The organism is Sphingobium jiangsuense (genome assembly GCF_014196495.1).
In the GTDB taxonomy this organism is placed as follows: domain Bacteria; phylum Pseudomonadota; class Alphaproteobacteria; order Sphingomonadales; family Sphingomonadaceae; genus Sphingobium; species Sphingobium jiangsuense.
The window spans coordinates 40,290-66,933 of sequence record NZ_JACIDT010000019.1 but is presented as its reverse complement, the minus strand read 5'-3'; the positions used below and the strand labels follow the sequence as shown (position 1 = coordinate 66,933).

The following is a 26,644-nucleotide window of genomic DNA, read 5'->3' as shown; positions in this document are numbered from 1 at the left end:
CATCGGAACCCTTCTCGATGCCTTCACGCCCGACGAATGCGCCAATTACCTCAAAAACTCCGGATATGCGTCAATCTAATCGCAGAACGCTCTAGCAGGCCTTGGTCCCGCCGTCATGCTGAACTTGTTTCAGCATCCATCAACCCCCACAGACCGCCGATCGATCCGGTGAAATGGACCCTGAACCAAGTTCAGGGTGACGATAAGGTCAGGTCAGCTTCTGGCCAAAACCATCCCGCCTCTCACCTATTTCTTCAACCGATAGCCGGTGTGGAACACCCAGATCACCAGCGCGACGCAGAAGATCAGCATCGTCGCCACCACGCCCAGGCTGATGCCCATCGCCACGTCGCCCTTGTCGAAGAAGGTCCAGCGAAAGCCGCTGATGAGGTAGATCACCGGGTTGAACAGCGTGATCGTGCGCCACGGATCGGGCAGCATCGATATGGTGTAGAAGGCGCCGCCCAGAAAGGTCATCGGCATGATGATCAACAGCGGCACGAACTGCAACTGCTCGAAATTCTGCGCCCATATGCCCAGGATGAAGCCGAAGAGGCAGAAGCTGACCGCAATCACCATCATGAAGCCCAGCATCGCCAGCGGATGCGCGACCGACACCTCCACGAACAGATGCGCCGTGGCGAAGATGACGAGGCCGACGATCATCGATTTGGTCGCCGCCGCGCCGACATAGGCGGTCACCGTTTCCAGCGGCGAAAGCGGCGCGGACAGCACCTCGTAGATGGTGCCGGTCCAGCGCGGCATATAGATGCCGAAGCTGGCGTTGAAGATGCTCTCCTGCAACATCGACAGCATGATGAGGCCCGGCACGATGAACGCGCCATAGGCGATGCCGTCGATCGCCTCCATGCGCGATCCGATCGCGGTGCCGAACACAACGAAATAGAGCGATGTGGTGATGACCGGCGTCATCAGGCTGGTCCAGAAAGTCCGGCCGAAACGGTGGATTTCCGAAGCATAGATGGCCCCCATGCCGCGCCAGTTGATCGCCCCTCCGCCTGTTGATCCGCCGCTCATTGGCCGCCTCCCTTCCCGGCCATCGCCTCGCCGGGCGCGATATCCCCGGAATGGACAAGGCTCACGAATATATCCTCCAGAGAGCTTTGCCGGGTGCTCAGGTCGGTATAGCCGATGCCCAGCGCCTCCAGCTGCCGCATCAATGCGGGAACGCCGCTGCCTTCCTGCGCGCGGGCGTCGAACAGATATTCCAGATCCCGCCCGCCGGATTTGAGGGCAAGGTTCCAGTCGGCAAGGGCGGCGGGCAATTGTTCCATCGGCCGGGCGAGATGCAGGGTCAGCGTCTTGGTGCCCAGCTTGTGCATCAGCGCCTCCTTCTCGTCCACCAGCACCAGCCTCCCGCCGTTGATCACCCCCACCCTGTCGGCCATCTCCTCGGCTTCCTCGATATAATGGGTAGTGAGGATGATGGTGACGCCGGTTTCGCGCAGCCCCCGCACCAGCCGCCACATATCCTTGCGCAACTCCACGTCGACGCCCGCGGTGGGTTCGTCGAGGAACAGCACGCGCGGTTCATGGGCCAGCGCCTTGGCGATCATCACCCGGCGCTTCATCCCGCCGGACAGCTCCATGATCTTGGCGTCGCGCTTGTCCCACAGGGTCAGGTCGTGGAGGATCTTCTCGATCAGCGCGTCGTCGCGCGGCTTGCCGAACAGGCCCCGGCTGAAGCGCACGGTCGCCAGCACCTTGTCGAAAGCGTCGTTGTGCAATTCCTGCGGCACCAGCCCGACCTGCCGCCGCGCCGCCTTATAGTCGCGGATGATGTCCCGCCCGCCGACCATCACCTGCCCCGCCGTTGGCGTCACCAGCCCGCAGATGATGCTGATGAGCGTCGTCTTGCCCGCGCCATTGGGGCCGAGCAGCGCGAATATCTCTCCCTCGCGGATGTCGAGGTCTATGCCATGAAGGGCAATATGGCCGGAGGCGTAGGATTTGCGCAGCCCCCGCACGGAAATGATCGATGGCATGAAGGTGATTCTCTTTCCTCCGGCATGGGACGCGGCGCGGCACCGGAGCATAGCCATCCCGCCCATGCTTACAAGCACCCGGCGCAGGACTTCTCTTGCATGATGGCGCGGGCGGTATAGGACGGTAGCCATGCAAGCGATCAGCCAGATACCCCTTTCGATCAGCGGCCAGACATGGTGCTGGCGCGGCGACCGGGCCGGCGCCAGCGGCGACACGCTCCATCCCGACGATCTGGTGACGCAATTGCTGCTCGCCCGCGGCTGTCTGCGCGAAGAGGTCGAGGCGCACCGCGCGCCGACCATTCGTCATTTCCTGCCCGATCCCTCGATCTTCCGCGACATGGACCTGGCCGCAGCCCGCCTCGCCGACGCGGTGCAGCGCGGCGAGCAGGTGACGATCTACGGCGATTACGACGTCGACGGCGCGACCAGCGCCGCGCTGCTGATTCGCCTGCTGCGCGAACTCGGGCTGGAGGCCGGCTATTATATCCCCGACCGGCTGATGGAGGGCTACGGCCCTTCCGGGGAGGCGCTGGTCCGGCTGGCGCGGGCCGGATCCACGCTGATCGTCACCGTCGATTGCGGCGCGCAGGCGTTCGAGGCGCTCGGCATGGCGCGGGACGAGGGCGTCGACGTGATCGTCGTCGATCATCACAAATGCGCGAGCGAGCTGCCCCCCGCCCTCGCGCTGGTCAACCCCAACCGGCTGGACGAGAGCGTAGAGGGCGCCGCGCACGGCCATCTGGCGGCGGTCGGCGTCGCCTTCCTGCTGGGCGCGGCGCTGGTGCGCGAATTGCGCGGGCGGGGATGGTTCGCCACCCGCGCCGAGCCGCGCCTCATCGACCTGCTCGATCTGGTGGCGCTGGGCACGGTCGCCGATGTCGCGCAACTGCGCGGCCTCAACCGCGCTTTCGTCGCGCAGGGCCTGCGGGTCATGGCGCGCAAGGGCAATGGCGGGCTCGATGCCCTCGCGCAGGCGAGCCGCCTCGCCCGCGCGCCCTTGTGCCACGATCTCGGCTTCGCGCTGGGGCCGCGCATCAATGCGGGTGGGCGCGTGGGCAAGTCGGACCTCGGCGTGCGCCTGCTGACGACGCGGGACGAGGAGGAAGCCCGCATCATCGCGGAGGAGCTGGACCGGCTGAACGAGGAGCGCCGCGCGATCGAGAGGATGGTGCAGGAGGAGGCCGAGCGCATCGCCGAGAGCCAGACCAACCGGGCGGTGATGCTGGTGGCGGGCGAAGGCTGGCACCCCGGCGTCATCGGCATCGTCGCGGGGCGGTTGAAGGAGAAATTCGGTCTGCCCGCCCTTGTCGTCGCGCAGGACGGGGACGGCACCGGCAAGGGGTCGGGCCGCTCCGTCACGGGGGTCGATCTGGGCGCGGCGATTTTGGCGGCGAAGGACATGGGCCTGCTGATCGCCGGGGGCGGCCATGCAATGGCGGCGGGGCTGACGGTGGCGCGCGACCGGATCGAGGCGCTGCACGAGTTTCTCGACGAGCGGCTGGCCGCGTCGGTGGCGGTGGCGCGGGCCGAACGCATGCTGCCGCTCGACGCGATGGTCGCTCCGCGCGGGGTGAACCCCGATCTGGTGCGCAGCCTGGATGAGGGCGGCCCCTATGGCGTGGGCTGGCCCGCACCGCGCATCGCAACGGGGCCGGTGCGCCTCGTGCGCGCGGATATCGTCGGCACCGGGCATGTGCGGCTGCTCGTTGCCGGGCAGGACGGCGCCTCGCTGAAGGCCGTCGCCTTCCGGCAGGCGGACAGCGCGCTGGGTCAGGAGCTGCTGCACGGCGGCAAGGATCGCCGCCTGTGGCTGGCGGGCCGTGCGAAGATAGACGATTGGGGCGGCGGCCATTCCGCCGAGCTTCATGTCGATGACGCCGCGTGGGCGGGTTAGGAGATTTTTCGGCGGCGAGCGATTTTTTTTGCTCTTTCCGGGTTGACCGGCGAAACGCTTCCCCCTAATGCGCCCTCACCTCGCTGAGGCGCTTGAAAAAGCAACCGGCATGGCCCCTTCGTCTAGCGGTCTAGGACGCGGCCCTTTCACGGCTGAAACACGGGTTCGATTCCCGTAGGGGTCACCAGCTAAGTAGTTGATATTGTTAGGGGGAATCGCGAAAATGCGGTTTCCGTGGCACTTTCGTGGCACATTTGGCGTTTTTCGAGGCCACCCCAGCCCCCGTTCCAGGCTCTTTTAGATCACCTCAATAGCTGCCCAGTAGACGAGGGATTCGTTCGCGGCAGCCGCCACCGACAGGCAAGCCCTCCCCACAGACCAGCCAGACATCCGCGTCAGGAACCGTAGATCTGATTGAGCTTGGCTGCTTCGCGGCCATAGTCCGCGTGATCGATCCATTTCGAGTAGTGCCGGAACAGCATTGCCGCGCTCTTGTGGCCAAGCTGGCGGGCGATATAGGCCGGGTTCACCCCGCCCATCAGCGCCGTCGTCGCGTAAGTGTGGCGCGTTTGATAGGCATCACGGCTGCGGATGCCGAGCGCACGCAGTGCGGGATGGAAATAGAGCTTCCGCTGATCCTGCACGTCCGGCCACGGCGTGTTTGTGACCGGGTTGATGAAGATCGGCGAATCGAGCCCCCGCATGAAGCTGTGCGCCTTCTGGCGTCTAAGCACGGCCATCATTCGCGGAGTAAGATCGACGTCGCGCACGGTCCTGGTCTTGGTCGATTTCTCCACGGCCCGGACGCGGGCACGCTCGACCCGGATGGACTGGCGCTTCCAGTCGACGTCGCGCCACTGGACGACGATCTGTTCGCTGGGACGCATGCCGGTCCCGAAGGCGAACTCATACCAGTTCCAGACCTGCTCGTCGTAACGCTCGTGCATATAGGTGAGGATGCGTTCGGTCTCTTCCCGGTCGAACGGGTCCGGCTCGCGTTTCTGATGCTTCTGGCTCTTGATCCGTTCCAGCGGCGAGCGGTCGATCAGCTCGTCGTCGAGAGCCATCTCGAAGATGCCGCGCAGCGGAATGACGTTGTTGTTGATCGTCTTGCCGCTGACCTGCTTCGCCCGGTCGGCGATGACCTTCTTGATCTCGCTCGGCTTGATGCTCTTGAGTTGCCGCTCACCGAAAGCCGGCGACCAGACATTATTGATCGCCGACACATAGTCGGACATCGTCGATTTCTCGACTACGAGCGTTGCGAGCCACTCTTTCGCATAAGTCTTGAAGCCCGCGTATTTGTTCCGGTCGGGTTTGGCATCACCCTTGGGAAACGTGCTTTCATAATCGAAGACGCCGAGATCGATTTCCTGATGGACACGGGCCATCAAGCGCTCGGCCGCCTTGATGTTAGCGGATGTGGGTTGGAGCTGGAGCGTTTCGCGATAGAGCCGCCCGTTCCAGCGGAAGCGGACGCGAATGCAGCTTTTCAGCGGCTCGACGCCAGTCCCTGGCCGTTTTCTACCCATTTGTGGAAGCCTTCGAGGTCGATGCAGATGCTGCCATCGGGAGCGCGGCGATATTCGCGGCCCTGAATCCACACGCCGTCGGCGATCTTTCGATAGACCGCTTTCTCGGTGTAGCCGGTCAGCTCGGCGAAGCGCTTGATGCGCACGTAGCGCGCGCCCGTCATGACAGTGCTCCGGTTGAGGAAAGGAAACCACGGACAGCCAACCGTCCGCTGCTTCCTCTCTCCTCCCGCTCCCTTCCCTTCCGGCCGATCTGCGATGACCGCATGGCCGGCCGACCAGGACGGGCAGGCGCTCGCGAACGTGGGTCTGGATAATCCTCGCAGAAATGGCGCATGGATCGCTGGCCTGTTGGGCAGCGCAAGCAGGCCATGACGCGACGTCAGTCTAGCATTTCGATCCTGGTCCTAAAAAGAGGCCAAGATCGCATATTTGGGCAACCCACTGCCTAATCTCGTGCTTTCGCCTGTCAGCCTATTGGCGTTGTCGCGCCTTGGAAGAGACTCGCAGCGTTCCACTCGCCGTTGTTGATGGCCTCGAAGAATGGGACAAATGATCGGGACGCATGGCGGCCTGCCGCGCGCGATCGCGGGCGCGCTGATTGACAGGAGGGGGTGGAGCCTCGATCGTCTCGGCGTCATCGTCAACATGACCGGTCCGCTCGCCGGCATGGCCTCCGCAATGCTCACCGGGTGGCTGGCCAACAGGCTCGGTCGGCGGCGGATACTTCTTGTCGCAGCGGCCGTTCAGCTTCTAGCCGTTTTCGCCGTGGCGGCAGCGGTCATGGCGACGGCAATCCCTGCCGCTGCCGTCGCCGCATGTGCAGTCGGTTATTTTCTCCTCTACACGCCCGCCGCAACCGCCCTCGCCGTCGTCATGATGGACCGCACCGCCGGTGAGGCGCCGGCCACGGACTATTGTCAGGATGTTTGCCGGGCGCGCGCCGCGATACGCTTGCGGGCCATGCCGATATGCTTAACCGGCGGAGCGTCGATGCCGCGTTCTTCGTTGGACCGATGATCGACGCGGACATCATAGCCGAGCGCCGCGAACTTATCGTTCAGCATCATCGCCCAGGCCGCGCGGATTTCGAGCAGCTTCACGCGGCTGTTCCATTCGCGCGGTTTCCGGCCGAACATGCCGTCGACAATCGGACGGGTCGGTATCAGCACATAGCCATGGTGGCGCTTGCCTCTGGGCGTATCGCCCATTTCGATCAGTGTCAGGTCGGCGGCAAAACCCGCGATGCAAAATATCTCGCTGGCGAAACGCTGCAGAACCGCGATCGACGCCGGCAGGTCCAGTTCATCGGGCAGCGCCACGTCGAACTGACGGCCAAGCTGCGCATCCTTGCGGATTTCGGCGGCTTCGAGCGCGTTCCAGAAACACTCGCGATCCTCCCACTGCGCGGGGCCCCCGGACGGCAGTATCAGCGCAGACCAGGCAACCGCCCGCTTGTTCACGAAATTGGAAAACCGGCCGTAGCGCTCATCGTACAGGCGGCAGCTGTTTTGCCATGCCGCGGCCGCGACGATACTGCGTCCGGCGCCGCGGCTGATGATATTCACATGGAAATGAAAGATCGCCATCTTTTCCTCCTGTCCCGGCGTCACGCCCGAACCGGACCGTCAATTTTCATGACTGGTCCTTCCCGTCGTCCCGCGACCATTCGGGCGAGAGGTCCTGTTTCAATCCGGTGATCACCGCGTCCGAGATCGCCTCGATGCACTTGCGCTCGATGTAGGCGAGGTCGCCGTGGATCAGTTGCCGCGGGAACCGCATGCGTTGGCCCGCATAGAGGACGGGCAGCGCGATATGCGCGGTCGATGCACCGAGCCGGAGCATTGCGATCAGATGATCCTCCAGCCTTATCCCCGGATCGCCGGACTCGATCGCGCGATACCAGCGCAGGCTTCCGCCCATTTCGGTGGCGACCTCCAGTTGCGTGAAACCGAGCGCCTTTCGCGCCTGCCTGATCTTTTCGCCGGAGAGCTTCTTGAGTTCCTTGAAGATCGACAGGTCGACGTCGGCGAATTTTCCATCGGATGCCATATTTCCTTCCTCCCCGGTTCGGCCCGTCGGGCTCTGTGGGTTATCCGGCGAAGGTAGAATCGCGGAGCGATCGACATCAAGAATAGATACCGATGATTTTAGAGGAATATTTCTGCTCATTTGCAACGGATGCGCGTGCATATTTATTTTCTGACGCGCGTAATGGGCAGATAATTTTCCTTTTCCTCCATATCGGATCATTCAGGAACTTTATTGCCGAACCGGCACCGGATCAGGCCATGTGATCCCGAAAGCGAACTTATAAGGCTAAGTTCGTATATTTACGGCTAATATCGCCATTTCAGGCACCCTGCTGCCGGGGCCTGTTGCAATCCCCTTCGTTTCAAATCACTCAGATCGGGTTCCGAGGATTCAAGTCGAATCGGACCTGATACTTCGGACTGGTAAATATTCATCAACCATGGCGCGGGGCGCCAACATGGAGTCGTGCATGATGCCGATTGCCAAAGCGATGACGGCTGCCCTGGGCACACTGATCGCCACGACGACAGCCTGTGCCGGACCCGGCGGACATGGCCGACAGGCCAGTATCACGCCGACCGCCGAACGGCCGCGCATCGTGGTGGCGACGGTCGATGGGTTCGTTCTGCGCGTCGCCGCGACGAACCGGACGGAGCCGGCGCCCGCATCCTTCACTGCCAATCACATCCCGGTGGGCTCGGGCACGCATATCGATGCGCGCCTGCTCTCCCGCCCTGCCAGCACTCTTCAGGAGACTTCGCATGCGCATCCGTAAGTTCGCCGCCTCGCTCGGGGCGAGCGTCCCCGCCCTGCCCCTGCTGCTGGCCGCCCAGGGCGCAGCGTTCGCGCAAGCCGCCGACCCGCTTACGGCCACGGCGCGCGATGCCGAAAACGAATTGCGGCAGACCTTCGTCAATCTGCAATTCGAGGATTTCGGGCCGGCGCCCGTCAAGGGCCCGATCTACCAGGCGACGGCAGGCGGCCGCATCATCTATTATGCGCCTGACAGCGAGCATCTGCTGTTCGCGGAGATCTACGACCGCAACGGCCAGAACCTTACCGCGCTGGCGCAGAACGCCGCTTCAGCGAAGAAACTCGCCGGGATCGACATTGACAAGGCGCTAGCGATCGGTCCGGCGGGCGCGCCCACGGTTGTCGAATTCACCGATCCCGACTGCCCCTACTGCCGCGCGCTCGACCGTTTCTGGGCCGCGAAGGCCGCTGAAGGCAAGCCGGTACGGCGCCTGATCTTCTTCGTCTCCGGCATCCACGCCGAGGCCGCCGCCAAGGCGGAGCATGTCCTTTGCTCGCCGGACAAGGAAGCGGCGTTCAAGGCGATCTACGCCGGAGCCGCGCCGACACCTCTGCGCACATGCGCGGAGGGCAAGGCCAGGGTCGAGGCGCATGCCGGAATCGTCGGCAAGACCGGCATCACCGGCACGCCGACCCTGATCGCGGACGGACAGATGATTTCCGGGTTCCGGCAGGCCGAGATCGAGGCGTTCCTCGACGGCAAGAAGGCGCTCGCGAATGCCGGCCGCTGATCGCCTCCTGACCCCCACCATCGCGAACGCGCGGCGCATCGCTTCTGCCGTCCGGCAGGTCGGCGCCGCCGCGCAAATCCCAATGCCGGCGGCGGGACCCGAACCGGGCCGTCCAGCCTCGCCGTCGGCCGACAGCGATCCCAATCGATGCCGGCAAGCAGTCCCCGGAGCGGCCCATCTTCACTGGAGCAAGTGCATGTTGAAGACTCTTCGCAGACAAACCGCCGACATCGCCAATGTCGGTATTCCCGTTACCCTCCTCGCGCTGCTCGGAGCCGGCGGGGCTCACGCCTTCTCGGCGCCGGCTGCCGGCGACCTCGGCTACGACATCTACGATATCGTGGTCAATCAAGGGGTCAAAGGCCCGCTCGGCTTCGTCGGCGGCGTCGCGGCCTTCCTGTTCGGCGTGAGCAGGCTCTTCTCGAACATCATGATCGGCATCCCGACCATCGTGGCGGCCGTCTGCCTGATCAAGGCGGACTCGATCCTCCAGACATTCGGAATGGTCATCTGACGGATTGGTCCGCCGCCGCGCCTGGGCGCGGCCGGCGGACCTCAACGGGCCAGGGCGCATGAGGCGCGCTGGCGGGACACCCCCCGAAGTTCAACCAGCTTCGCAGGGAGGTCACGACGCAAGGAGGAGAAGGCTCGTGGACGAGCGGCTACCCCAATATCTGCACAAACCCGTCCAGATCCTGTGGTTCGGATCGGACGAGTTCGTGCTCGTGATCACGGTGATCTTCGTCGCCGTGATCGTGGGCGGGATGCTCGGTTGGGCGCTCGTCGCGGGTCTTCTCCTTTTCGTACCCTGGCTCCGCACCAAGCCGCGCGGCTTCATCCCGCACATGGCCTGGCGCTGGGGCCTCGTCCGCTGGTCCAACTATCCGGGTCCGACCCAGACCCGGTTCTACGAATGAGGCGGGCCATGTTCGGACGCAAATCCCCCGGCACACCCCCACGCGATCCGCTGATCGGCAGGCCCGGCAGCTATGGCATCCACCGCTACCTGCAGGGGGCGAGCAACCTGTTCGAGGAGAACCGGCTGCTGAAGCTCGCCGTCATCGGCCTGTTCGGGATCACGGCGGTGCTGGGCATGGTGATCTACACCTCCAACCAGAACACCCGGACGGTCATCGTCCCCTTCGGCGCGGGCGGCGACCTCTATGTCACGGGCGGCGAGCCGTCCGAGGCCTATCTGCGCTCGATGACCCGCAATGTCGTGTCGCTCTCGGGCACCTACTCGGCCTATTCTGCCGACCGGCAGTTCCAGGAACTGCTCAGCATCACGCACCCCTCGACCTACAACAGCCTGCGCGACAGCCTCAACCGGCTGCTCGACGAGTTGGCCAACAACCCCACGCTCTCGATCGCGACCTATATCCGTCCCGATCAGCCCGTGACCTGGACCCGGACCGAGATACTCGTGCCGGTCGAGAAGGTCCGCGTGATCGGCGGCGTGATCCGCAAATTCCGGGGCAATCTGCGGATTCGCTACGTGATCGACAATGGCCGTTTCTGGCTGACCGCCCTCACCGAGGAAAATTTCGATGCGAACCCCCGTTAAGCGGGCGTTGGCGCTCGCCCTCCTGGCCGCGCCATTGCCCTCAATCGCGCAGACCGTCACCGCGCTGCCCGATCAGACCAGCACGATCCGCCTGTCCAATCGCGACATCAACCATGTCGTCTGTGCCGGCGGCGAGATCGAGGACGTCAGGTTCAGCGCCGAAAAGGCGATCGCCGTGGAGCGCGCCGGTTCCGACGCCTGGATCAAGTTCCTCGTTCGCGAGATCGACGACGCCGGGATGGTGACGCGCAGCTTCGTCACCGTGCCGTCTGAGTTCTTCATCACCTGCAACGGCGCGGTCTATGCGCTCTATGCCGAGCCGTCGGATATTCCGGCGCAGACGGTGATGCTCCAGCCCGGCGCTCCCCAGCGCGCCCGCGCCAATGAGGAACTGCTAGGACCCCTGGTCGAAGAAGAGCGTGCAGTCTCGATCACGCTCTCGATGCTCCAGGACCGGATCCCGGCGAGCTTCACCAGCGTTGCGCCCCGATCCGGGCCGATCCGGCTCGCGACGCTGCCGGGCGCCACGCTGGAGGAACGACGCCGCATCGAAATCGACGGGTCCGGCCTCTCGGCATCGGAATATCTGGTCTCTGCCGCCGGCGGCGCGCAGCTCGACGAACGCGGTTTTCTCGACGGCGCGCTCGGCGCCAACATCTTCGCGATCACCCTCGACCGGGGCAATATCGAGGCCGGGGAAGCCGCGCGGCTGATCGTCGTTCGCCGGGGAGCCGGGCAATGAGCGGCGGGGACTCTCGCGGCGGTCGCGGGCCCCGCGGGCGCGGTCCTGCCGATCGCGCGGAGGAACTCGACCTCGACGGCTATGAGGCGGACCGCCCTCGTCCTGGCGAGAATACGCGCGGCCCCGCGCTGCTCGATCTCAAGACGCGGTGGCAAACGCTGACCGCACGCCAGCAGCTGCGTTTGAGGCAGCTTGGCGTTGCCGGTGCGATCGGCGTGCTGGGGCTCGGCCTCTACACGGCCAGCGGCGACAAGACCGAGCAGGCCGCGCCATCGCCCAGTTCGAAGCTCGACATGGGCGCGGGGCTTCGCGGCGACAGCCTAGAGGTCAAGCTGCGCGGCGACCTGCAGAAGATTCTTGATGGACAGCAATTGCTCGGCGATCGCGTCTCCGCCATCGAGGAAGGCAAGGTCGCGCCCGGTTCCGGCACGCCGCCCCATGCGCTGGACGGCGATCTTCCTCCGGCGATCCCCGGCTCGGTTCCCGACTTTCCCGAACCGCCCGCGACCGGTGACATCGATCCTTCCGTCGCGAAGCCGCCCGCGCCGCCCGCCGCGCCGCCAGCGCCTCCGGCCCCGCCGGTCGAGAAGACCGTGGGCGCGATCGGCGCCGCGACCAGTCCGGTCGCGGCCGCCGATGGGGCACAGGCCGCTAAAAAAAAGACGCGGACCATCTATTTGCCACCTGGTTTCATGAAGGCGCGGCTGCTGACCGGGATCGATGCGCTGGCGAGCCGGGATGCGACCAACAATCCCGAACCGTTGATCGCGCGGGTGCAAGCCCCCGCCGTCCTGCCCAATGACGTCAAAGCCAACCTCGCCGGCTGCTTCGTCATCGGCAACGCCACCGGCAGCCTCGCGAAGGAACGGGTCGAAGTCCAGTTGGTCAGCCTCTCTTGCGTCGATTTCGACGAACGCTCGGTGGTCGACCAGCCCATCAAGGGCTTCTTCGTCGACGCCGACGGCAAGAAGGGCCTCTCCGGCAAGGTCGTCACCCGCGCCGGCGCGGCCCTTGCCCGCGCGTTCATCGCCGGGACCATCACCGGGGTCGCCGATACGGTCCAGAATACGGTCGGCGACGTCTCGACCTCGGCGCTGGGTTCGGTGCGCACGCTCGATGCGGGCGACGCCGCCAAGGCCGGCATCGCCGGCGGCCTGTCGCGATCGTCCGAGAAGCTCACCGATTTCTATCTCGATCTCGCGCGCCAGGCGGGGCCGATCGTTGAGGTCGGCGCGGCGAAGGACGTCGTGGTCGTGATCCAGGAGGGCGTCACCCTCGATATCAAGCCGACCGCCGGAAGCAAGTTCTGATGCGCCGGCTCCTCATCCAACAGGGAGTATCGCCCATGCGGCCTCTATCGCCCGCGCGCCGATCGCGCGCCCTCTCCCCGCTTCTTCCGGTCTGCGCCGCCTTCATGCTGAGCGGCTGCGCGACGATGGGCTCGATCATGTCGCCCTATAGCGAGAAGTTCAGTTGCAAGAACGACGATCACGGCCAGTGCATCCACCCTGAGAAGGCCTATGCCGATGCCGTTGCGGGCGTCGCGTCGAAGTCCGATCCGGCGGTCACCAGGGACAGGAAGTTGCTCAGGGACGGCAAGGCCGCGCGCGGTTCCACTGGAACAACGTCGGGCGCCTTCGCCGGTTATCGCGATAGCGTCTATCGCGAGCTCCAGGGGCTGATCGAGCAGCCGGTCACGCCGATGCTCAAGCCCCCGCGTTCGGTCCGGACGCTGATCCTGCCCTATGCCGACCGCCAGCGGCCCGACCGGCTCTACATGCCGCGCTATGTCTATTCGCTGGTCGAGCGCCCGCAATGGGTGGTCGGCGACTATCTTGTCGCCCCGGTTTCGCCCGCGTCCCGCGCGAACGTGCTCGAACAGGTCAGGGACCGCCCCGACGATGGCCAGAATGATGCGGGGGCCCGGCCATGACCAGCTATCAATCGGGCATGACGCTGGCGCGGCTGCGCCGCAGCGTCGAGCGCGACAGCTATTCCGATTTTCTTCCGCTCGCCGCCTGGGTCGAGGAAGAACAGGCCTTCCTCACCATCGACGATGGCTGGGGCTATAGCTGGGAGCTGATCCCCTCCCCCTACATGTTCGCCCATGTCCATGAGGCGCTGCTGGGGCTGCTCAACGTCAATTTTCCCGAAGGCACGATCCTCCAGCTCCAGAGTTTCGCCGACCCGCTGATCGACGATGCGCTCGACGCCTTTCTCGACCTCAAGACACGGCCCGATCCGCTCATCCAGGCCTCGGCCCGGCGCACCTTCGACTATCTGCGCGCCGGCACCATGGGCTTGAAGGCCCTGCATGGCATCCCGATCCGCGATTTCCGCGCATTCCTGTCGGTCAAGACGCGCGCGCCGATGGACAGCGACCTGCGCCGCCAGATCGAGGAGCAGCTCGCCAAGCTCGGCATCCGCCCGATGGCGCCGAGCGAGATCATCTCGCTCTACCGGCGCATTTTCAACGGCGTTCATGCGCCCGCGCCCGGCGTCTTCACCCAGACCGCCGACGTGCCGCTGCGCCGCCAGATCATCGATGCCGGGCCGGCGCTCCGCTTCGACGGGCCGGAAGTATATCTGGGCAACCAGGTGGCGCGCTGTCTGACGCCCAAGTCGCCGCCGCGGCGGATCACCGCCGAACGTGCCAATCGTCTCACCGGCGGCATGCGCGGGTCGTCCGAGGACAGCGACCAGATCGGCGGGCCGTTCCTCTATACGCTCAATGTCCTCTTCGATCACTCGGCCTTCGAGATCCACAAGCGCGCGCAGATTCTCTCGGCGCAGAAGGCGGCGGGGTCCTTCGCGGTCGAGGTCGGCAAGCAGATCGAAGAGATCGGGTGGATCCTGGACGAGGCCGGAAACACCCGGTTCGTCTCGGTAATCCCCACCATGTGGGTGTTCGGCCGCGACCGCCATCAGGCCCGCGAGATGGCGGCGCGCGCCAAGCGGCTGTGGGAGAGCGAACCGCTGCCGTGGATGGTCCAGGAGGAATCCTACCTCAACCCGATCCTGCTGGCCGCGAGCCTGCCCTTCGGCCTGTACCCCGAGCGACGCACGATCGGTATGCTGCAGCGCGATTTCCGCGTGCCGGTGCGCGCGGGCGTGCTGATGTCGCCGATCCAAACCGATTTCCGGGGCGGCGGGCGGCCGGCGCTGCTCTACACGGGCCGCAAGGGGCAGCTCATCACGCTCGACCTCTTCGATCCGCGTATCAACAACTACAACTTCATCGTCTCGGCGGAATCGGGCGCGGGCAAGAGCTTCCTGCTCAATAACCTGTGCCAGCAGTATTTCGCGCAGAACGCGCTCATCCGCATCATCGACATCGGCGGCAGCTACAAGAAGCTCTGCACGCTCTGCTCGGGCCGTTACATCGATCTGGGCGAAGAGCATCTCGTCCTCAATCCGTTCGACCTGGGGCTCGCTCTCGACGGCGACGATCGAGAGTCCGCGATCTCGATGGCGGTGTCGATCGTCGCGGAGATGGCCAACGCCGGGACGCGCAAGGGCGTCACCACGTCCGAATGGAACCTGCTCAAGTCCGCCGTGCAATGGGCGATCGAGAGCGGCCGCGCGGAAGCCGGGATCGATGCGGTGCGCGAATGGCTCGGCTCCTATCCGGCCAACACCGTCTCCGATCTCGACCGGGTCGACCACCTCGTGCCCACGGCGCGCGAATTGGCCTTCAACCTGCGTGATTTCGGGTCGGACGGAGCCTACGGCCATTATTTCAACGGTCCCAGCACGTTCGACATCTCGAACGATGAATTCGTGGTGCTCGAACTCGAGCGCCTGAAGGCCATGCCTGACCTGTTCAACGTGGTCGTCATGGTGGTGATCAACGCGGTAACGCAGGAACTCTACCTGTCCGCCCGTGATCGCCCCCGCTTCGTGCTGTGCGATGAAGCCGCGCAGTTCATGACCCGCGAAGAGGGCCAGGACCTGTCGCGCCTCGCCGAGGCGATCAGCCAGGGCTATCGCCGCGCCCGAAAATATCGCGGCAGCTTCGGCATCATTCTCCAGAGCATGAACGATCTGCTGCTGTTCGGCGGCACGGGACAGGTGATCCTGGAAAATGCCGCGACGCGCTTCCTCCTGCAGGGATCGACCTATGACAAGGCGGTCGAAAACAAGATCCTCGACTATTCGGGTTTCGTCCTCGACCTCCTGAAATCGGTCCGCAACAACAAACCGAACTATTCGGAAGTCTTCATCGACAGCCCGCTTGGCCTCGGCATCGCCCGGCTCGTCGTCGATCCGTTCAGCTACTGGATCAACACCTCCGCGCCCGAAGACGTGGCCGCGTTCGAGGCGCTGGTCCGCGCCGGACGCTCGCCGCTCGAAGCGGTGTGCGATCTCGCCGGCGTCGATCCCGCCGGGATAATCGGCACGTCCTTCGATGACGCAGCGCCGCTGAAGCGGAGCGCGCTGTCATGACGCGGCGCTCCCCCTCCCCCGACCAGTTGCCGCTCCGGCTCGTGGAGAGCCCGGATGAGGATATCGAGCGGATCATCGAGGCGCGCGTCGCCGCACGGGCGGAAGCCGACGCATTGCGCTGGCGCTTCCGCCTGGTGGTCATCGAATCCGTGATGATCGCATCGCTCGTGCTCGCGGCCGGGCTGGTGCTCGAACAGCCCGCTGGCATCGTTCTTCGCGGCGCGGCGATCGTTGGCGGCGGCTGTTTCCTGACCGGGCTCATCCTCATCGGCCTGACCGGGGCCGCGGGCCGCTTGCTCGCAAAACTCAGGAGGAAAAGATGATGCTGGACATACTCCCGCCCAGTGGCGGCAATGAGCGCCTGACCCTCGTCGTGCGCAGGCCGGACGAATCCCTTCACGACTACCTGGTCCGCTGCCAGTGGGAACTGGGCGACCGGGTCCGGTTCCTCGCGTCCGTTCGCGATGCGCAATGGACCATCCTAGAAAGCGAGCGCCAGCGCTGGCGGCGGCACGCTCTCCTGCTAACCTTCACCGGGCCGGTCATCACCGCCCTGGCCTATGCCGCTCTTGGCTTGTGCGGGGCCGCGGACAGCGTGCTGCCAGTGCCGCTCATGGCCGGGCTGATCGCCTGTGCCGGAATTGCCGGCGCCGCGCTGGCGATCGGCATCGCCCGCATCATCGACAGCATCCCGAATTGGCTGGTCACGCGGAGGGCACGGAGATGGGCATGAACGGCAGCTTCTCCGGCTCGCCCGACCCGTCGTCGATCCGGCCGCTGATCGGCGACATGATCCGTTGGCTTGCCCGACAGATCGACGGCGGGATCGACGAAATCCCTCCTCGTCCCGGAAAACGGCCGGAGAATCTTTTGATCCGTCCAGGGATGGCCCCGCGCCTGCCGGGCGAGACGCAGGAAGCCTACGTCGAACGCCTGCATCGCTCGAATGAAGCCGTGCTCCTGATCATGACCCGTTCCGCGCTTGCCATGGAATATACGTCCGGTCGGGACGAGAGGATCGCGGCTCTGCGCTTTCGGCAGATCGTGGGCCTCGAAGCGGCGGCGGCCTCGATCATCGTCGGCCTGTTCCTGCTCGTCCCGGAAATGCCCCTGTTCATGCGGGCGGCCATTCTTGTCCTGACGCCGATCGCGCTTGTGCGGGGAGGACTTTGGTTCCTGCACCGCGCGTCGAGGATGGCAAATGCCCTCGCCCGACATGCCGAAAGGTGGGGCCGATGAACGGCATCTTCTCCGGCGCGCCTTGTCCGTCATCCATTCGCCTGCTGGTCGGCACCCATCTGCTGTTGATCCTCCAGTCTTCGCTGGTGCTCTGGTCGGCCCCCGACCTCGGCGGCAGCCAGGCGCTGATCTGGCTCACGCTGTTCCTGGGCGTCACCGCGTTCATCTGCGCGGTCTGCGGCGAGAGTCGTACGCCTGCCGTTCCCTGGAGGGAGCGCCGCCGTGGTCGATAGACGTGTCCCCCAAGGCTGGCATGTCCTCGCCATCCAGTCCGCGCTCATCGCCGGGTGTCTGGCCGGCGCGCTGATCGTCGCGGGGGTGGCCCACGCCGAGACATCGACCATTGGTCGTACATGGCCGATCGCCGAGCCCGACGCGATGGCCGAGATCGAGGCGCGTGCCGCAAAGCAGCCGCCCAATATGGCCGAAAAGTTCGGGCCGCGTTCGGGCTGGAGCGCATTGAAAGGCGCGACGCTCGGTGTCGCGCGCCAGAACCAGGTTCGCAGCGTTGTGCCGTTCTACACGCTCGATCAGGAAATCCGGCTGCCGGACGGCAAGCTGCTCTATCCTGCGGGCTTCACCTTCAACCCGCTGACCTATGTGTCGCTGCCGCAGAAGCTGGTGGTCGTGCATCCCCGCGATCTGGGCTGGGCGCTGAAGACCGCCGCGCTCACCGACTGGATCATCCTCACCGGCGGTGGGGACGCAAAGGACGATGCGCTCTCGCTTGGCGAGAAGCACGGCCGTGCCCTCTTCATTCTCGAGGAGCGCGTGAAGGAGCGGTTGGGCCTCACCGTCGCGCCCGTGATCGTCCGGCAGGTCGGCCAGAAGCTGGAGCTGACAGAGGTGCGCGTCGATCGCGCTCCCGTACGAAAGGCCATCCCATGAGTCGGCTCATCTCGATGCTGCGCACCGGCGCGGCGGCCCTCGCTCTGGCGCTCGTCGCGCCCGCCACGCCTGCGCATGCCTCCAAATGCGAGGCGGGCACCGTGTTCAATCCGATCACCAAGGTGCGCTGGAACTGCATCTTCCCGATCACGATCGGGGGCGTGCGGGTGGGCTCCTACGATAAGCTCGACAAGGAACTGGACGCCCAGTCGGCCTCCAAACCGCTCTGCGCCTGCCGCAAGGGTGCGACCTTCTGGTTAGGGGTCAAGGTTTCGTTCTGGTCACCCAATCGCATGGTTGATGTCGTGACCGAGCCGGGCTGCATGATGGCGCTCGGTGTCGATCTCATGCCGACCGGTGGGAAATTGCAGGGCAGCCAGTCGTCGATCTCGGACGGCACCAACACCCGCAAGATGTTCGCGCAGGCGCATTATTACATCTCGCCGGTCTGGAAGATGCTCGACATGTTCACGGACCTGCCGTGCATCGAGGATGATGGCTTCGACGTCGCGATGATCACCGAGGTGCTGCCGACCTGGCAGTCGGGCACATTGGGCGCTATCATCCAGCCCGAAGGCATCCTGTTCGGCAATCCGGCGGCCGGCCTCGCCTGTATGGCCGACAGCGCCGCCGCAGCTGCTGGCAAGGTCATCGATCCCCTGTTCTGGTGCATGGGCTCCTGGGGCGCGACCTATCCGGTCGCCGGCGACATCCATTTCGGGGACAGCGTCGAGGCCTGGGCGGGTCTCGCCGCGCGCTCGACGTTCATGATGGGCAGGCTGGGCGCTCTCACGATCCACTCGGCGGACGGCTGCTCGTTCAAGCCGCAGCCGATCTGGACCAAGAGCCGCTACAAGATGCAGATCATGGAGCCGGTCAAGGGCGGCAAGTGCGTCAACATCGGCCGTCCCGGCGCGCTCTGGACATCGGGCAAGCACGCGCCGGGCAAGGACAATGCCCAATTCATGTTGTTCGAGAAGGCGATCTGCTGCGCGGGGATTTCCACGCCATGAGCAGATCGCTTCCCCCAAACCGTGCGTCTCGCGCGGGTAGCTGCCCCGCTCGTCACGGAACGCTCCCCACCGTGAGCGGGCGCGCGGAAGGAGCGGCGGTGTGCCTTTCAACCGCCGCTCCCCCCTCGGTCAGCGCGGCCGAAAGCCCCCCGCCGGGGCCGGCAATGCCCCCTCCCGCCGTATCTCCGGTGGCGGCCGCGCTGACCATTTTTGAGGGACAGGCCGTCTTCAGGATACTCTCGCCCGGATCCAGCGCGTTCCGGGCGGGAGACGTGCTGCGCTTCGCCCATGGCTCGCGAACCACCCGCGCGAGGACGCCATGGTGAAGCGCGGCATCCTCCTCCTCGCGGCCAGCGCTCTGGCGCCGGCGCCGCTCTCGGCCCAGACGGTCGAGGACCGCGCCCGCGCCGCCGCCGAAGCATCCCGCGCGAAGACCTCGGACAGCGATGCGATCCAGCAGAATTATCTGACGCCGGGGCTTGCCGGACAACCGATCTCGACAGTCGACAACAGCCGGACGTTCAACCCCAATATAGCGTGCCAGAAGACGGCGACGCTGCTCGAACTGATCGCGCAGCCGGCGGCGACCGGCGATATCGGCACGCTGCGGATATCGCGCGACAAGGATCTCGACGGCACGGTCGACCAGACATTGACCCTGCCGGTGCCGGTATCGGGCATTTGCGCCAATGGCGTCGTCTCCTGTCAGCCGGGCACCTGGAACCAGTGCAAGAGCTTCAAATGGGATGTTGCGTCAGGCGGCGATCTCAAGCTCGCGCAAGTCGACCTGACCGATCTCGCCGGTTGCTACTGCATCAACAACAGCTGCGGCAGCAACCTCGTCTGGGGCAATATGGCCTCGGTGCTGAAAGACCTGGGCGGCGGCGTCATCGGCGCGCTCACCACGGCCGATCCGCGCGTCGGCGTCGCGCAGGCGGTGATCGACGGCCCGGCCATCCGTTACACTGGCGCCCAAAGCACGGCCTGCTCGCCCAACCCCGCGCTCCCGCAGACGGCCTATCGCGCCAGTCCCGCCACGATCCAGGGCGATGCCGCGAGCGTCGCCGCATCGAACAGCATCTTCCAGGCGCTCAAGGGCTCGCCCGCCGGCGTCGGCAAGGCCGAGCAGATCCGGTCCTGCACGATCACGCGGGAGGTGTCGTTGAACGCCGTCAAGGCGGACGATGTGATCGCGCATCTCGGCGGCGCCTATGCGATCTATGCGCCCGCACCCGATCAGCTCACATTGCAGATGGGCTCGCCGCGCGACGACAGCCTGCGAGGCGGGAGCTGCCGCATCTTCGAGTTTTCCATGCGGCTGCGGATCGATGATCCCGATCGCCTCGCGCAGTTCCGGCTCTCGCACTATTTCTTCGACGACTGGCTCCAGCTTCGCATCGACGGCGAGCTCGTGCTGTCCAATCCGGCGAACTGGACCGGGACCGGCCTGCCGCCCGGCAAGTGCGAGCGGAAACGGACCTGGCATGCCTATCCCAATCTCGACCTCAAGCCGTGGCTGACCCGCGGCGAGCATGTCATTTCCATGCGCATCGCGGTCGGCGGTGAAGGAGAGGCCTTCGCGCAGTTCGATGCAATGCTCGACCTCAGTTGCAACCCGACCGAGCGGATCGTCGACCTGTGCGCGGGCTATGCCGGCGACGTCAATTGCGCGCTTCATGACGAAAGCGTCGATGGCGTCGAGACGTTCCGCAACGGCGTCGGCACCGGCCTTACACCCCTCCCCCAGGCACGCCTGTTCGAGAGCGGCGCCTGCTCGCTCCGTCTCGCGCGGCCATGGTTCGAGCGTCAGCGCCGTTATCGTTGTACCGTCGATACCGGATCGATGCCGGAACCTGATCTGAGCCGCGGCGCCTATATCATCGACCATTCGACCGAGACCATGCTGGCCGACCGGACGAGGACCTCGGACGGGGGTTATGCCACCGCGTCACGGCCCTTCGCGCTGCCCGATCGCGGCTCGGTTCCGGCCTGCGAGCCGGTCTGCAAGACCCGCGCGCCCGCGCGCAATACGGCGGCTACCCTCGACGGAGTGGTCGGCACGAAACAGAATGCGCCTGTCGGGTGGGACACCTTCTACCATGCCTGCACGGCGGCAGGCGGCGGCGATGTCTGCCCTGTGGGTCCGGGCGAGGAAATCGTCTCGGCCTGCGGCTGCCTCGACGATTTTCCCGAAGCCGTCGTCATGATGCAGACCGTCCGCCTCGGTGGGGCCGACATGGTCTGCACGGGGGAAGTCCGATGATCGGGCGCCTCCTTCCCTGGCGGAAGCGCGCACAGCTGCTTGCGCTCGGCCTGTACGGCTTGCTGCTCGCGGGGCATGTCACGCCAGCGCAAGCGCAAACGCTCCCGGTCTGCGCGGTCGATCTCGATGGCAACGGCGATGCCGGTGATCCTGGCGAGGTCGCGAACTGCACGATCATGGCGGATGAAGAATGGCTCTGCCCGATCCAGCAAGTGATGTGCGTGGCCGATGCCGAGGGCGCGTATAGCTGCCCGCTCGGCAGCCAGCACTCATGCCTGACGCCGGTCGGCGGCGGCACGCCGATGTGCTCGCCCAATGCCTGCACCGGCAGCGACGGCACCGGAATTGAGGACGATCCCATCGTCGACGATCCCGGCGCGCCTGCCGATGGCGAAGTCGATGCCGAAGGGCATTGCCTCGGCAATATCGAGATATTCGCGGGACGCGCGGTGCGCTGCCGCCCAGCGGGTCTCAAGACCACCTTCTCGAACTGCTGCAAGGACAAAGGCAAGATCGTCAAGGACGGGATGGGCTCGTCCATCTCGTCGATCGGCACTAAGATCGCGGTGGCGAAAGGCGTCTTCACCGGCATGAAGGCCGCCTATGGCGCGTTCAAGGCGGGCGCGACCGCCGGCCAGGCCGCGAGCTCCGGCGCGAACGCGATCATCGCCGGGATCGATCCGACCTCGATCGCCATCAGTCTCGCGATCAATTTCATGATGGATTTCCTCCTGTCCGGCTGTGACCAGCAGGACATGGAAGTGGGCATGCTGCGCGGGTCGGGCATGTGCCACGAGGTCGGGACGTATTGCTCCTCGAAGATCCTCGGCATCTGCGTGCAGAAATCCAAGGGCCACTGCTGCTTCAACACCAAGCTTGGCCGCATCATCCAGGAACAGGGTCGCCCGCAGCTCAAGAGCTTCAACGGCCTTGGCTGGGGCACGCCGAAGAACCCCTATTGCCGCGGATTCACCCCCGAGGAATTCCAGGCGCTGGATTTCAGCAAGATGGACCTCTCCGAATATTATTCCGAAATCGAGGCCCGCGCCCAGGCCGACATCCAGATCGACATGAAGGACAAGATCGATGCCTATATGCAGGTCATCGGCCAATAACGCGCGCGTCTCGCTCGCGCTGGCCGGTATCGCTTTCCTCTCCACCTCCGCGCCAGCGCAGGACACCGCTCCGCCGGTAAGCGCGAGGGAGCGCGCGCAAGAGCAAGGCGACACGGCGATGGACCGGCTCGAACGCGCCACCGCCGCGCGCAAGGCCGAAGCGGAAATGCGCGGTCCGACCGCGCTGCCGACGCCATCGGACGAGACCCGCCGCCGCGCTTTCGAGGGGCTGCGCAAGCGCGCTCCGTCGCCGGCGATGGATGCGCGGGCGCGAACCGCGCTCGACAACGGCAAGGAGGCCATGGCCGCCGAGCACGACGCCATGGCCAGACGGCTCGGCCAGGCGCTCGGTCTCGATGCGCCCGACATGCAGGCCGTAGCCGGCATCACCACGCCTCCCGAAACCAAAGGCTGGGTGCCGGTGCTGTTCGTCTCGTCCTCGATGCCGGTGACGACATTGCGCATCTATGCCGGGCAGCTCGAACGGGTCGGCGGCGTGCTGGCCTTTCGCGGGATGCCCGGCGGGCTCACGAAGGTCGCGCCGATGGCGAAACTCTCCGCGGAAATCCTGCGCCATGATCCGGGATGCGAAGGCCCGGCCTGCGCGATGCGCGACGTGCAGTTGATCGTCGATCCGCTCATTTTCCGCCAGCACGGCGTCACCCGCGTCCCCGCACTCGCCATGGTGCCCGGCGATCCGGCGCTGCCCTATTGCGAGCGCGAGGATGATGCCCCGCGCGCCGCGCATGTCATCTACGGCGACGCCGCACTTTCAGGATTGCTCGAAGAATATGCCCGCCTCGGCGGCAAGCAGGAGGTGCGCGATGCTCAGACTCGCCTTCAGGGCCGCTAGATCCGGCTGGGCCGAACTGAAGCTGCTGCCGCTCAAGGCCGCGGTCGCGCTCGGCAGTTCGGGGCTCGGCCAGCCACCCCGACCCGAACAGTTGTGGAAGGCGTTCGGCATCGTCCTGCCGGTGGGCCTGCTGACGTGGTGGGCCATTCCCCAGGCGACGATCGTGATGAGCCCGTCGATCGACGCCTGGCTCGTCCGCAAGGCGCCGGGGCCGATCCATCGCGGCGATTTCGTATCGTTTACCCTGTCGCATCCGCTCGCCGGTCCCAAGCCGGTCGATGTTACCAAGATGGCGCTGTGCCTGCCGGGCGACCGCATCGACTGGATCGAGAAGCCGTCGTCTGCATCTGGCCCCATACATCCCGGCGAATGGGATGGCTGGTACTATTGCAACGGCAAGCTGCTCGGGATCAGCAAGCCTTATGGGCACAATGGGCAGAAGCTCGACCATTGGCGTCCGATGATCGGAACGATCCCGCCGGGCATGATCTATGTCGGCTCGTCGCACGCCAGCGGGTTCGACAGCCGCTACTACGGCCCGGTCGAGATCGAGCGGCTGAAGCGCATGGAGAAGCTGCTGTGATCCGCCTCGCCCTCCTCATCGTGGCGGTGCTCCTGCCGATCCTGCCTGTCCATGCGCAGACCGGCGAGCAACGCACCGGCTACTGGTGGTATCAGGCGCCGCCCAAACCCACGGAAGAGGATGCCGATCCCGACGCTCTCAAAAAGCCGGTGATCCCGCCGATGGTCGAACTGGCCACCTGGACGCCGCCGAAGATCAGGAAGCTGATCGAGGAACAGCGCGACTACGCGGCGACCGTGCTCACCGTCGATGCGGTCGCGGATTTCTGGCGTCTGCAGGACTTCGCCCGGCGCAAGGCCCGAGCCTTCGCCGGTGTCACGCAGATCGCCATGCTGCAAAATCCCGAACTCAACGCCAAGTCCGCCAATCCGATGGTCGGCGAGGCGCGTGACCAACTCTCCGCTCAGAAGGATCAGGTCCGCCGCCAGTATCTGCGTAGCCGCGCCAATGAATTCGCGCTGGTCATGTTCTCGCGTTCGACCTGCGGCTACTGCCGCGTCCAGTGGCCGATCGTCCAGCGCTTCCAGGACGAGATGGGCTGGCAGGTCACACTTCAGGACATCGACCGCAAGCCGGAACTCGCGCAGCGCTTCGGGGTCGAGGTCACGCCCACGACGATGGTGATCCGGCGGGGCAGCCAGCAGCGCATGGTGATCGCCAGCGGGGTCGAGGCCTATCCCAACCTCATCCAGATGGCCTACCAGGCGGTCCGGCTGCTCGCGGGCGATATCCGGCCCGAACAGTTCCTGACCGGCGCGGGCGAGGAAGACGGGTTCTTCGACGCGCTCGCCAACGGCCCGGTCTCCGCCACCGATCCGCGCGTCCTGGGCGGCGATCTGGTGGACGTTCGGATGGGACCCCGGCCATGATCCGCTTTGCCCCCATCCTGCTTACGGCGATGCTCATGGCCAATGGATCCGCGCACGCGCAGGCGCCGACGCACGAACAGGCGATGCGCGCGGCGATCCACCCGGTCGCCACCGACGCGAAGATGCGCCAATGGCTCGCCCGCGTTCCGGTGACGCGCGACTGGCCGCCCGACTTCGCCGAAACCATGAAAGGCCAGGCCCCCGCGTTCATCGTCGAGATGAGCACGGCGCCCGGCTGCATCCCCTGCGCCGATCTCTGGGCGCGGCTCGGCACATTGGGGCAACGCTATGGCTGGAAGGTCCGCACGATCGGCAGCCAGGAAGCGATGCTGCGCTCCGGGCGCCTCGGTCTGCCATGGGTCGGGCATCCGGTCGCCTGGGTCCGCCCTGTCGCCGATTCCAATCGCATCATTCCCGTCGCGATCGGCACCGATCACGCGCCCAACCTCGCGCGCAATCTCTACCTCGCCGCCAAGATGCTGACCGGGGTGAAGCCCGCTGTCGGCGTGCGCGGCATGGCGAAGTTCACCGGAATCGTGGCCGCGCCCACGCCTCCATCCTCCAACCGAGCAAGGAACTGACATGGGGAGCCAGACCCTTGCCCGCGCAAACGAAAGCTGCCCGCCATGGCAAACCCGCGCCGCCGCCTGACCCTGCTCGCCTTGCCCCTGCTGGCTTGCGTTGCCTTCGCCACACCGGCTTGTGCGCAAAGCTGGGCCGAAAGCTGGTTCGACAATGTGACCTATACCAGCCCCGGCTCGTTCGAGGACCAGACCCGCGGCTATATCACCGCGGGCGGCATGTCGGGCCGGATCGATGTCCATAACGACTATCTCATGTCGGTCACGCTGCCCAAGGTCCGCGCGGGCTGCGGGGGAATCGACATGTTTTTGGGCGGCATGTCGTTCCTCGATCCCGACTATCTCGTCCAGAAGCTCGAAAGCATCCTTCAGGCCGCCCCGGCGGTCGCTTTCCAGTACCTGCTGGAAACCCTCGATGAAAAAATGGGCAACATCATCTCGAAGATGGAGGCGGCGACCAACTTCCTCAACTCGATCCAGGTCAACGATTGCCGGCTCGCCAACCGCATGGTCCAGATCGCCCGGGGCGACGACAATATGTCGGGCATCATCGAAGAGATGACCGGCTACAAGAGCGTCCGCGAGGGCTTCTCCAAGAGCTATCAGCAGAGCCGCGAAAAGATTCAGGCGAACCAGGGCAATCCGACCGAGGATCTGCGCGACGCGCTGGAAAACTGCCCGGCCGAGGTCACCGACATCTTCAAGACCGGCTCGCTCCTCGCCCATGCCGCCGCGCGTGTCGGCGCGTCCGACTGGGCCGGCGTCATGCGCGCCCGCGTCGGCGACGTCTATATGCGCTGGGACCCGGCGGACAAGGTACCGCTGTTCACGGCTATCCCCGCCTGCGCGCGGCAGGACACCGAGAGCGTCGATGATTTCCTGACCGGCAAGGTCCAGACCCGCGCGATCGCGGTGCCGCCGACCTCGGCCGACTGCTCGACCGACGGCAGCGGCAAGGGCGCGCTGGTGCTCGCGCGCGGCCGGATGGAGTCGATCGCGATCAAGATCCGCACGCGCGCCGCGCTGACGGCGGAGGAACGCCAGTTCGTCGCCAATGTGCGCACCCTCCCCGTCTATCGTCTTCTGGAATGGGGCGTGCGCCAGGGGCTGGTCGAGAGCGTGATCGGCGATACCGACGAACTGGTCGCGTTGACGCTCGCATACCAGATGCTCAACGACCTCACGCGTAGCATAGATTTTGCCGTGTCCAATGCCGAACGTGGCGTGACCGCCGCCGGCGCGGCCGATGCCGGCAGCGCCCGGATCTGCCAGACCCGCATCCTCGCCAAGGGCATTGAGCAATTGAGCGGGCTACGCGACGAGGTGCTGCGCCAGCGCGCGCAGATGCGCCAGTCCTACATGGCCGCCCTCAACCAGGCGAACCTCTCGGCCAACTATGCCGGGGTCGTGCGCCAGCGCGACCGTGATGCGCGCGACGCCGCCGGCGCCGCCGCCAACCGCAACCGCTGACGGAG

29 protein-coding genes and 1 tRNA gene are annotated in these 26,644 nt (G+C 65.6%); 24 read left to right on the top strand and 6 right to left on the bottom strand.

The features are described from left to right. Positions 1-246: 246 nt before the first annotated feature. Both GGR43_RS19300 and GGR43_RS19295 read right to left on the bottom strand, forming a co-directional pair. Positions 247-1,038: an ABC transporter permease gene (locus GGR43_RS19300; RefSeq protein ID WP_188073444.1), complete on the bottom strand. Its 792-nt coding sequence runs from the start codon at positions 1,036-1,038 to the stop codon at positions 247-249. Beyond that, positions 1,035-2,006, bottom strand: coding sequence for an ABC transporter ATP-binding protein (locus tag GGR43_RS19295; protein ID WP_188073442.1), 972 nt, complete (start codon positions 2,004-2,006; stop codon positions 1,035-1,037). The genes GGR43_RS19300 and GGR43_RS19295 overlap by 4 nt, the downstream gene beginning before the upstream one ends. 130 nt (positions 2,007-2,136) lie before the next feature. Here GGR43_RS19295 and recJ point away from each other — a divergent pair, with 130 nt between their 5' ends. Together recJ and GGR43_RS19285 are read left to right on the top strand one after the other, a co-directional pair. Further along, positions 2,137-3,903 (top strand): single-stranded-DNA-specific exonuclease RecJ, encoded by a 1,767-nt coding sequence (recJ, locus tag GGR43_RS19290; RefSeq protein WP_188073441.1) that lies wholly within the window; start codon positions 2,137-2,139, stop codon positions 3,901-3,903. Positions 3,904-4,014: 111 nt separating this feature from the next. After that, a tRNA-Glu gene (locus GGR43_RS19285) sits at positions 4,015-4,090 on the top strand. Positions 4,091-4,298: 208 nt separating this feature from the next. Here the strand turns inward: GGR43_RS19285 and GGR43_RS19280 are convergent. From GGR43_RS19280 to GGR43_RS19265, 4 genes are all read right to left on the bottom strand, one after another. Continuing rightward, the gene (locus GGR43_RS19280) at positions 4,299-5,435 is read right to left on the bottom strand and encodes an Arm DNA-binding domain-containing protein (RefSeq protein ID WP_021246312.1); all 1,137 of its coding nucleotides are present in this window, start codon (positions 5,433-5,435) and stop codon (positions 4,299-4,301) included. Beyond that, complete coding sequence (locus GGR43_RS19275) at positions 5,396-5,599, bottom strand: excisionase (RefSeq protein ID WP_021246311.1); 204 nt, start codon at positions 5,597-5,599, stop codon at positions 5,396-5,398. Before GGR43_RS19275 ends, GGR43_RS19280 begins: the two co-directional genes overlap by 40 nt. Positions 5,600-6,355: 756 nt before the next feature. After that, a complete protein-coding gene (locus GGR43_RS19270) occupies positions 6,356-7,024 on the bottom strand; it encodes a MobA/MobL family protein (protein WP_021690788.1) in 669 nt (222 codons plus the stop codon). Positions 7,025-7,070: 46 nt separating this feature from the next. Next, positions 7,071-7,628 (bottom strand): helix-turn-helix domain-containing protein, encoded by a 558-nt coding sequence (locus GGR43_RS19265; protein WP_246343926.1) that lies wholly within the window; start codon positions 7,626-7,628, stop codon positions 7,071-7,073. 310 nt (positions 7,629-7,938) lie between these two features. On the opposite strand from GGR43_RS19265, the gene GGR43_RS19260 reads away from it, so the two are divergent. The 22 genes from GGR43_RS19260 (at position 7,939) to GGR43_RS19155 (ending at position 26,639) form a co-directional block, all read left to right on the top strand. Next, the gene (locus GGR43_RS19260; RefSeq protein ID WP_062066041.1) at positions 7,939-8,244 is read left to right on the top strand and encodes a hypothetical protein; all 306 of its coding nucleotides are present in this window, start codon (positions 7,939-7,941) and stop codon (positions 8,242-8,244) included. Then, entirely contained in the window at positions 8,231-9,013 is a 783-nt protein-coding gene (locus GGR43_RS19255; RefSeq protein WP_062066044.1) for a DsbC family protein, read from the top strand. Before GGR43_RS19260 ends, GGR43_RS19255 begins: the two co-directional genes overlap by 14 nt. A gap of 196 nt (positions 9,014-9,209) precedes the next feature. Next, positions 9,210-9,527 carry a hypothetical protein gene (locus tag GGR43_RS19250; RefSeq protein WP_188073445.1) on the top strand — a complete coding sequence of 106 codons (318 nt, stop codon included), beginning with the start codon at positions 9,210-9,212 and terminating at the stop codon, positions 9,525-9,527. Positions 9,528-9,663: 136 nt separating this feature from the next. Continuing rightward, positions 9,664-9,930, top strand: coding sequence for a type IV conjugative transfer system protein TraL (locus GGR43_RS19245; protein WP_013846819.1), 267 nt, complete (start codon positions 9,664-9,666; stop codon positions 9,928-9,930). Between the two features lie 8 nt (positions 9,931-9,938). Then, the gene (locus GGR43_RS19240) at positions 9,939-10,577 is read left to right on the top strand and encodes a TraE/TraK family type IV conjugative transfer system protein (RefSeq protein WP_148650787.1); all 639 of its coding nucleotides are present in this window, start codon (positions 9,939-9,941) and stop codon (positions 10,575-10,577) included. After that, on the top strand, positions 10,561-11,319 hold the full coding sequence (locus GGR43_RS19235) for a type-F conjugative transfer system secretin TraK (protein ID WP_188073440.1): 759 nt from the start codon (positions 10,561-10,563) through the stop codon (positions 11,317-11,319). The genes GGR43_RS19240 and GGR43_RS19235 overlap by 17 nt, the downstream gene beginning before the upstream one ends. Further along, positions 11,316-12,629, top strand: coding sequence for a TraB/VirB10 family protein (locus tag GGR43_RS19230; protein WP_021246304.1), 1,314 nt, complete (start codon positions 11,316-11,318; stop codon positions 12,627-12,629). Before GGR43_RS19235 ends, GGR43_RS19230 begins: the two co-directional genes overlap by 4 nt. Positions 12,630-12,664: 35 nt before the next feature. Next, a complete protein-coding gene (locus tag GGR43_RS19225) occupies positions 12,665-13,252 on the top strand; it encodes a TraV family lipoprotein (RefSeq protein ID WP_031291881.1) in 588 nt (195 codons plus the stop codon). Next, entirely contained in the window at positions 13,249-15,765 is a 2,517-nt protein-coding gene (locus GGR43_RS19220) for a TraC family protein (RefSeq protein ID WP_021246302.1), read from the top strand. Before GGR43_RS19225 ends, GGR43_RS19220 begins: the two co-directional genes overlap by 4 nt. Then, positions 15,762-16,088: a hypothetical protein gene (locus GGR43_RS19215; protein ID WP_013846825.1), complete on the top strand. Its 327-nt coding sequence runs from the start codon at positions 15,762-15,764 to the stop codon at positions 16,086-16,088. Before GGR43_RS19220 ends, GGR43_RS19215 begins: the two co-directional genes overlap by 4 nt. Continuing rightward, positions 16,085-16,498 (top strand): hypothetical protein, encoded by a 414-nt coding sequence (locus GGR43_RS19210; RefSeq protein ID WP_021246300.1) that lies wholly within the window; start codon positions 16,085-16,087, stop codon positions 16,496-16,498. The genes GGR43_RS19215 and GGR43_RS19210 overlap by 4 nt, the downstream gene beginning before the upstream one ends. Continuing rightward, positions 16,495-17,004 carry a hypothetical protein gene (locus GGR43_RS19205; RefSeq protein ID WP_037484338.1) on the top strand — a complete coding sequence of 170 codons (510 nt, stop codon included), beginning with the start codon at positions 16,495-16,497 and terminating at the stop codon, positions 17,002-17,004. Before GGR43_RS19210 ends, GGR43_RS19205 begins: the two co-directional genes overlap by 4 nt. Next, positions 17,001-17,237 (top strand): hypothetical protein, encoded by a 237-nt coding sequence (locus tag GGR43_RS19200; protein WP_021246298.1) that lies wholly within the window; start codon positions 17,001-17,003, stop codon positions 17,235-17,237. The genes GGR43_RS19205 and GGR43_RS19200 overlap by 4 nt, the downstream gene beginning before the upstream one ends. Then, positions 17,227-17,892 (top strand): conjugal transfer protein TraW, encoded by a 666-nt coding sequence (locus GGR43_RS19195; protein WP_021246297.1) that lies wholly within the window; start codon positions 17,227-17,229, stop codon positions 17,890-17,892. Before GGR43_RS19200 ends, GGR43_RS19195 begins: the two co-directional genes overlap by 11 nt. Further along, positions 17,889-18,905: a TraU family protein gene (locus GGR43_RS19190; RefSeq protein ID WP_021246296.1), complete on the top strand. Its 1,017-nt coding sequence runs from the start codon at positions 17,889-17,891 to the stop codon at positions 18,903-18,905. Before GGR43_RS19195 ends, GGR43_RS19190 begins: the two co-directional genes overlap by 4 nt. A 319-nt stretch (positions 18,906-19,224) precedes the next feature. Continuing rightward, complete coding sequence (locus tag GGR43_RS19185) at positions 19,225-21,168, top strand: hypothetical protein (protein ID WP_013846831.1); 1,944 nt, start codon at positions 19,225-19,227, stop codon at positions 21,166-21,168. After that, positions 21,165-22,283 (top strand): conjugal transfer protein TraN, encoded by a 1,119-nt coding sequence (gene traN, locus GGR43_RS19180; protein WP_021246295.1) that lies wholly within the window; start codon positions 21,165-21,167, stop codon positions 22,281-22,283. Before GGR43_RS19185 ends, traN begins: the two co-directional genes overlap by 4 nt. Beyond that, positions 22,255-23,136, top strand: a complete 882-nt coding sequence (locus GGR43_RS19175; RefSeq protein ID WP_021246294.1) for a type-F conjugative transfer system pilin assembly protein TrbC — start codon at positions 22,255-22,257, stop codon at positions 23,134-23,136. The genes traN and GGR43_RS19175 overlap by 29 nt, the downstream gene beginning before the upstream one ends. Beyond that, a complete protein-coding gene (locus GGR43_RS19170; protein ID WP_021246293.1) occupies positions 23,108-23,719 on the top strand; it encodes a S26 family signal peptidase in 612 nt (203 codons plus the stop codon). The genes GGR43_RS19175 and GGR43_RS19170 overlap by 29 nt, the downstream gene beginning before the upstream one ends. Beyond that, on the top strand, positions 23,716-24,588 hold the full coding sequence (locus GGR43_RS19165) for a conjugal transfer protein TraF (protein WP_021246292.1): 873 nt from the start codon (positions 23,716-23,718) through the stop codon (positions 24,586-24,588). Before GGR43_RS19170 ends, GGR43_RS19165 begins: the two co-directional genes overlap by 4 nt. A gap of 35 nt (positions 24,589-24,623) precedes the next feature. Continuing rightward, positions 24,624-25,169, top strand: coding sequence for a hypothetical protein (locus GGR43_RS19160; protein WP_246343924.1), 546 nt, complete (start codon positions 24,624-24,626; stop codon positions 25,167-25,169). Positions 25,170-25,214: 45 nt separating this feature from the next. Continuing rightward, positions 25,215-26,639, top strand: coding sequence for a conjugal transfer protein TraH (locus GGR43_RS19155; protein ID WP_021246290.1), 1,425 nt, complete (start codon positions 25,215-25,217; stop codon positions 26,637-26,639). The last annotated feature ends 5 nt before the right edge of the window (positions 26,640-26,644 follow it).

Bases quoted from the DNA above. Each gene is read 5' to 3' on its own strand.
- GGR43_RS19300 (WP_188073444.1), bottom strand. From the start codon at position 1,038: ATGAGCGGCGGATCAACAGGCGGAGGGGCGATCAACTGGCGCGGCATG.
- GGR43_RS19295 (WP_188073442.1), bottom strand. From the start codon at position 2,006: ATGCCATCGATCATTTCCGTGCGGGGGCTGCGCAAATCCTACGCCTCC.
- recJ (WP_188073441.1), top strand. From the start codon at position 2,137: ATGCAAGCGATCAGCCAGATACCCCTTTCGATCAGCGGCCAGACATGG.
- GGR43_RS19280 (WP_021246312.1), bottom strand. From the start codon at position 5,435: ATGGGTAGAAAACGGCCAGGGACTGGCGTCGAGCCGCTGAAAAGCTGC.
- GGR43_RS19275 (WP_021246311.1), bottom strand. From the start codon at position 5,599: ATGACGGGCGCGCGCTACGTGCGCATCAAGCGCTTCGCCGAGCTGACC.
- GGR43_RS19270 (WP_021690788.1), bottom strand. From the start codon at position 7,024: ATGGCGATCTTTCATTTCCATGTGAATATCATCAGCCGCGGCGCCGGA.
- GGR43_RS19265 (WP_246343926.1), bottom strand. From the start codon at position 7,628: ATGCACGCGCATCCGTTGCAAATGAGCAGAAATATTCCTCTAAAATCA.
- GGR43_RS19260 (WP_062066041.1), top strand. From the start codon at position 7,939: ATGATGCCGATTGCCAAAGCGATGACGGCTGCCCTGGGCACACTGATC.
- GGR43_RS19255 (WP_062066044.1), top strand. From the start codon at position 8,231: ATGCGCATCCGTAAGTTCGCCGCCTCGCTCGGGGCGAGCGTCCCCGCC.
- GGR43_RS19250 (WP_188073445.1), top strand. From the start codon at position 9,210: ATGTTGAAGACTCTTCGCAGACAAACCGCCGACATCGCCAATGTCGGT.
- GGR43_RS19240 (WP_148650787.1), top strand. From the start codon at position 9,939: ATGTTCGGACGCAAATCCCCCGGCACACCCCCACGCGATCCGCTGATC.
- GGR43_RS19235 (WP_188073440.1), top strand. From the start codon at position 10,561: ATGCGAACCCCCGTTAAGCGGGCGTTGGCGCTCGCCCTCCTGGCCGCG.
- GGR43_RS19230 (WP_021246304.1), top strand. From the start codon at position 11,316: ATGAGCGGCGGGGACTCTCGCGGCGGTCGCGGGCCCCGCGGGCGCGGT.
- GGR43_RS19225 (WP_031291881.1), top strand. From the start codon at position 12,665: ATGCGGCCTCTATCGCCCGCGCGCCGATCGCGCGCCCTCTCCCCGCTT.
- GGR43_RS19220 (WP_021246302.1), top strand. From the start codon at position 13,249: ATGACCAGCTATCAATCGGGCATGACGCTGGCGCGGCTGCGCCGCAGC.
- GGR43_RS19215 (WP_013846825.1), top strand. From the start codon at position 15,762: ATGACGCGGCGCTCCCCCTCCCCCGACCAGTTGCCGCTCCGGCTCGTG.
- GGR43_RS19210 (WP_021246300.1), top strand. From the start codon at position 16,085: ATGATGCTGGACATACTCCCGCCCAGTGGCGGCAATGAGCGCCTGACC.
- GGR43_RS19205 (WP_037484338.1), top strand. From the start codon at position 16,495: ATGAACGGCAGCTTCTCCGGCTCGCCCGACCCGTCGTCGATCCGGCCG.
- GGR43_RS19200 (WP_021246298.1), top strand. From the start codon at position 17,001: ATGAACGGCATCTTCTCCGGCGCGCCTTGTCCGTCATCCATTCGCCTG.
- GGR43_RS19190 (WP_021246296.1), top strand. From the start codon at position 17,889: ATGAGTCGGCTCATCTCGATGCTGCGCACCGGCGCGGCGGCCCTCGCT.
- GGR43_RS19185 (WP_013846831.1), top strand. From the start codon at position 19,225: ATGGTGAAGCGCGGCATCCTCCTCCTCGCGGCCAGCGCTCTGGCGCCG.
- traN (WP_021246295.1), top strand. From the start codon at position 21,165: ATGATCGGGCGCCTCCTTCCCTGGCGGAAGCGCGCACAGCTGCTTGCG.
- GGR43_RS19175 (WP_021246294.1), top strand. From the start codon at position 22,255: ATGCCTATATGCAGGTCATCGGCCAATAACGCGCGCGTCTCGCTCGCG.
- GGR43_RS19170 (WP_021246293.1), top strand. From the start codon at position 23,108: ATGCTCAGACTCGCCTTCAGGGCCGCTAGATCCGGCTGGGCCGAACTG.
- GGR43_RS19160 (WP_246343924.1), top strand. From the start codon at position 24,624: ATGGCCAATGGATCCGCGCACGCGCAGGCGCCGACGCACGAACAGGCG.
- GGR43_RS19155 (WP_021246290.1), top strand. From the start codon at position 25,215: ATGGCAAACCCGCGCCGCCGCCTGACCCTGCTCGCCTTGCCCCTGCTG.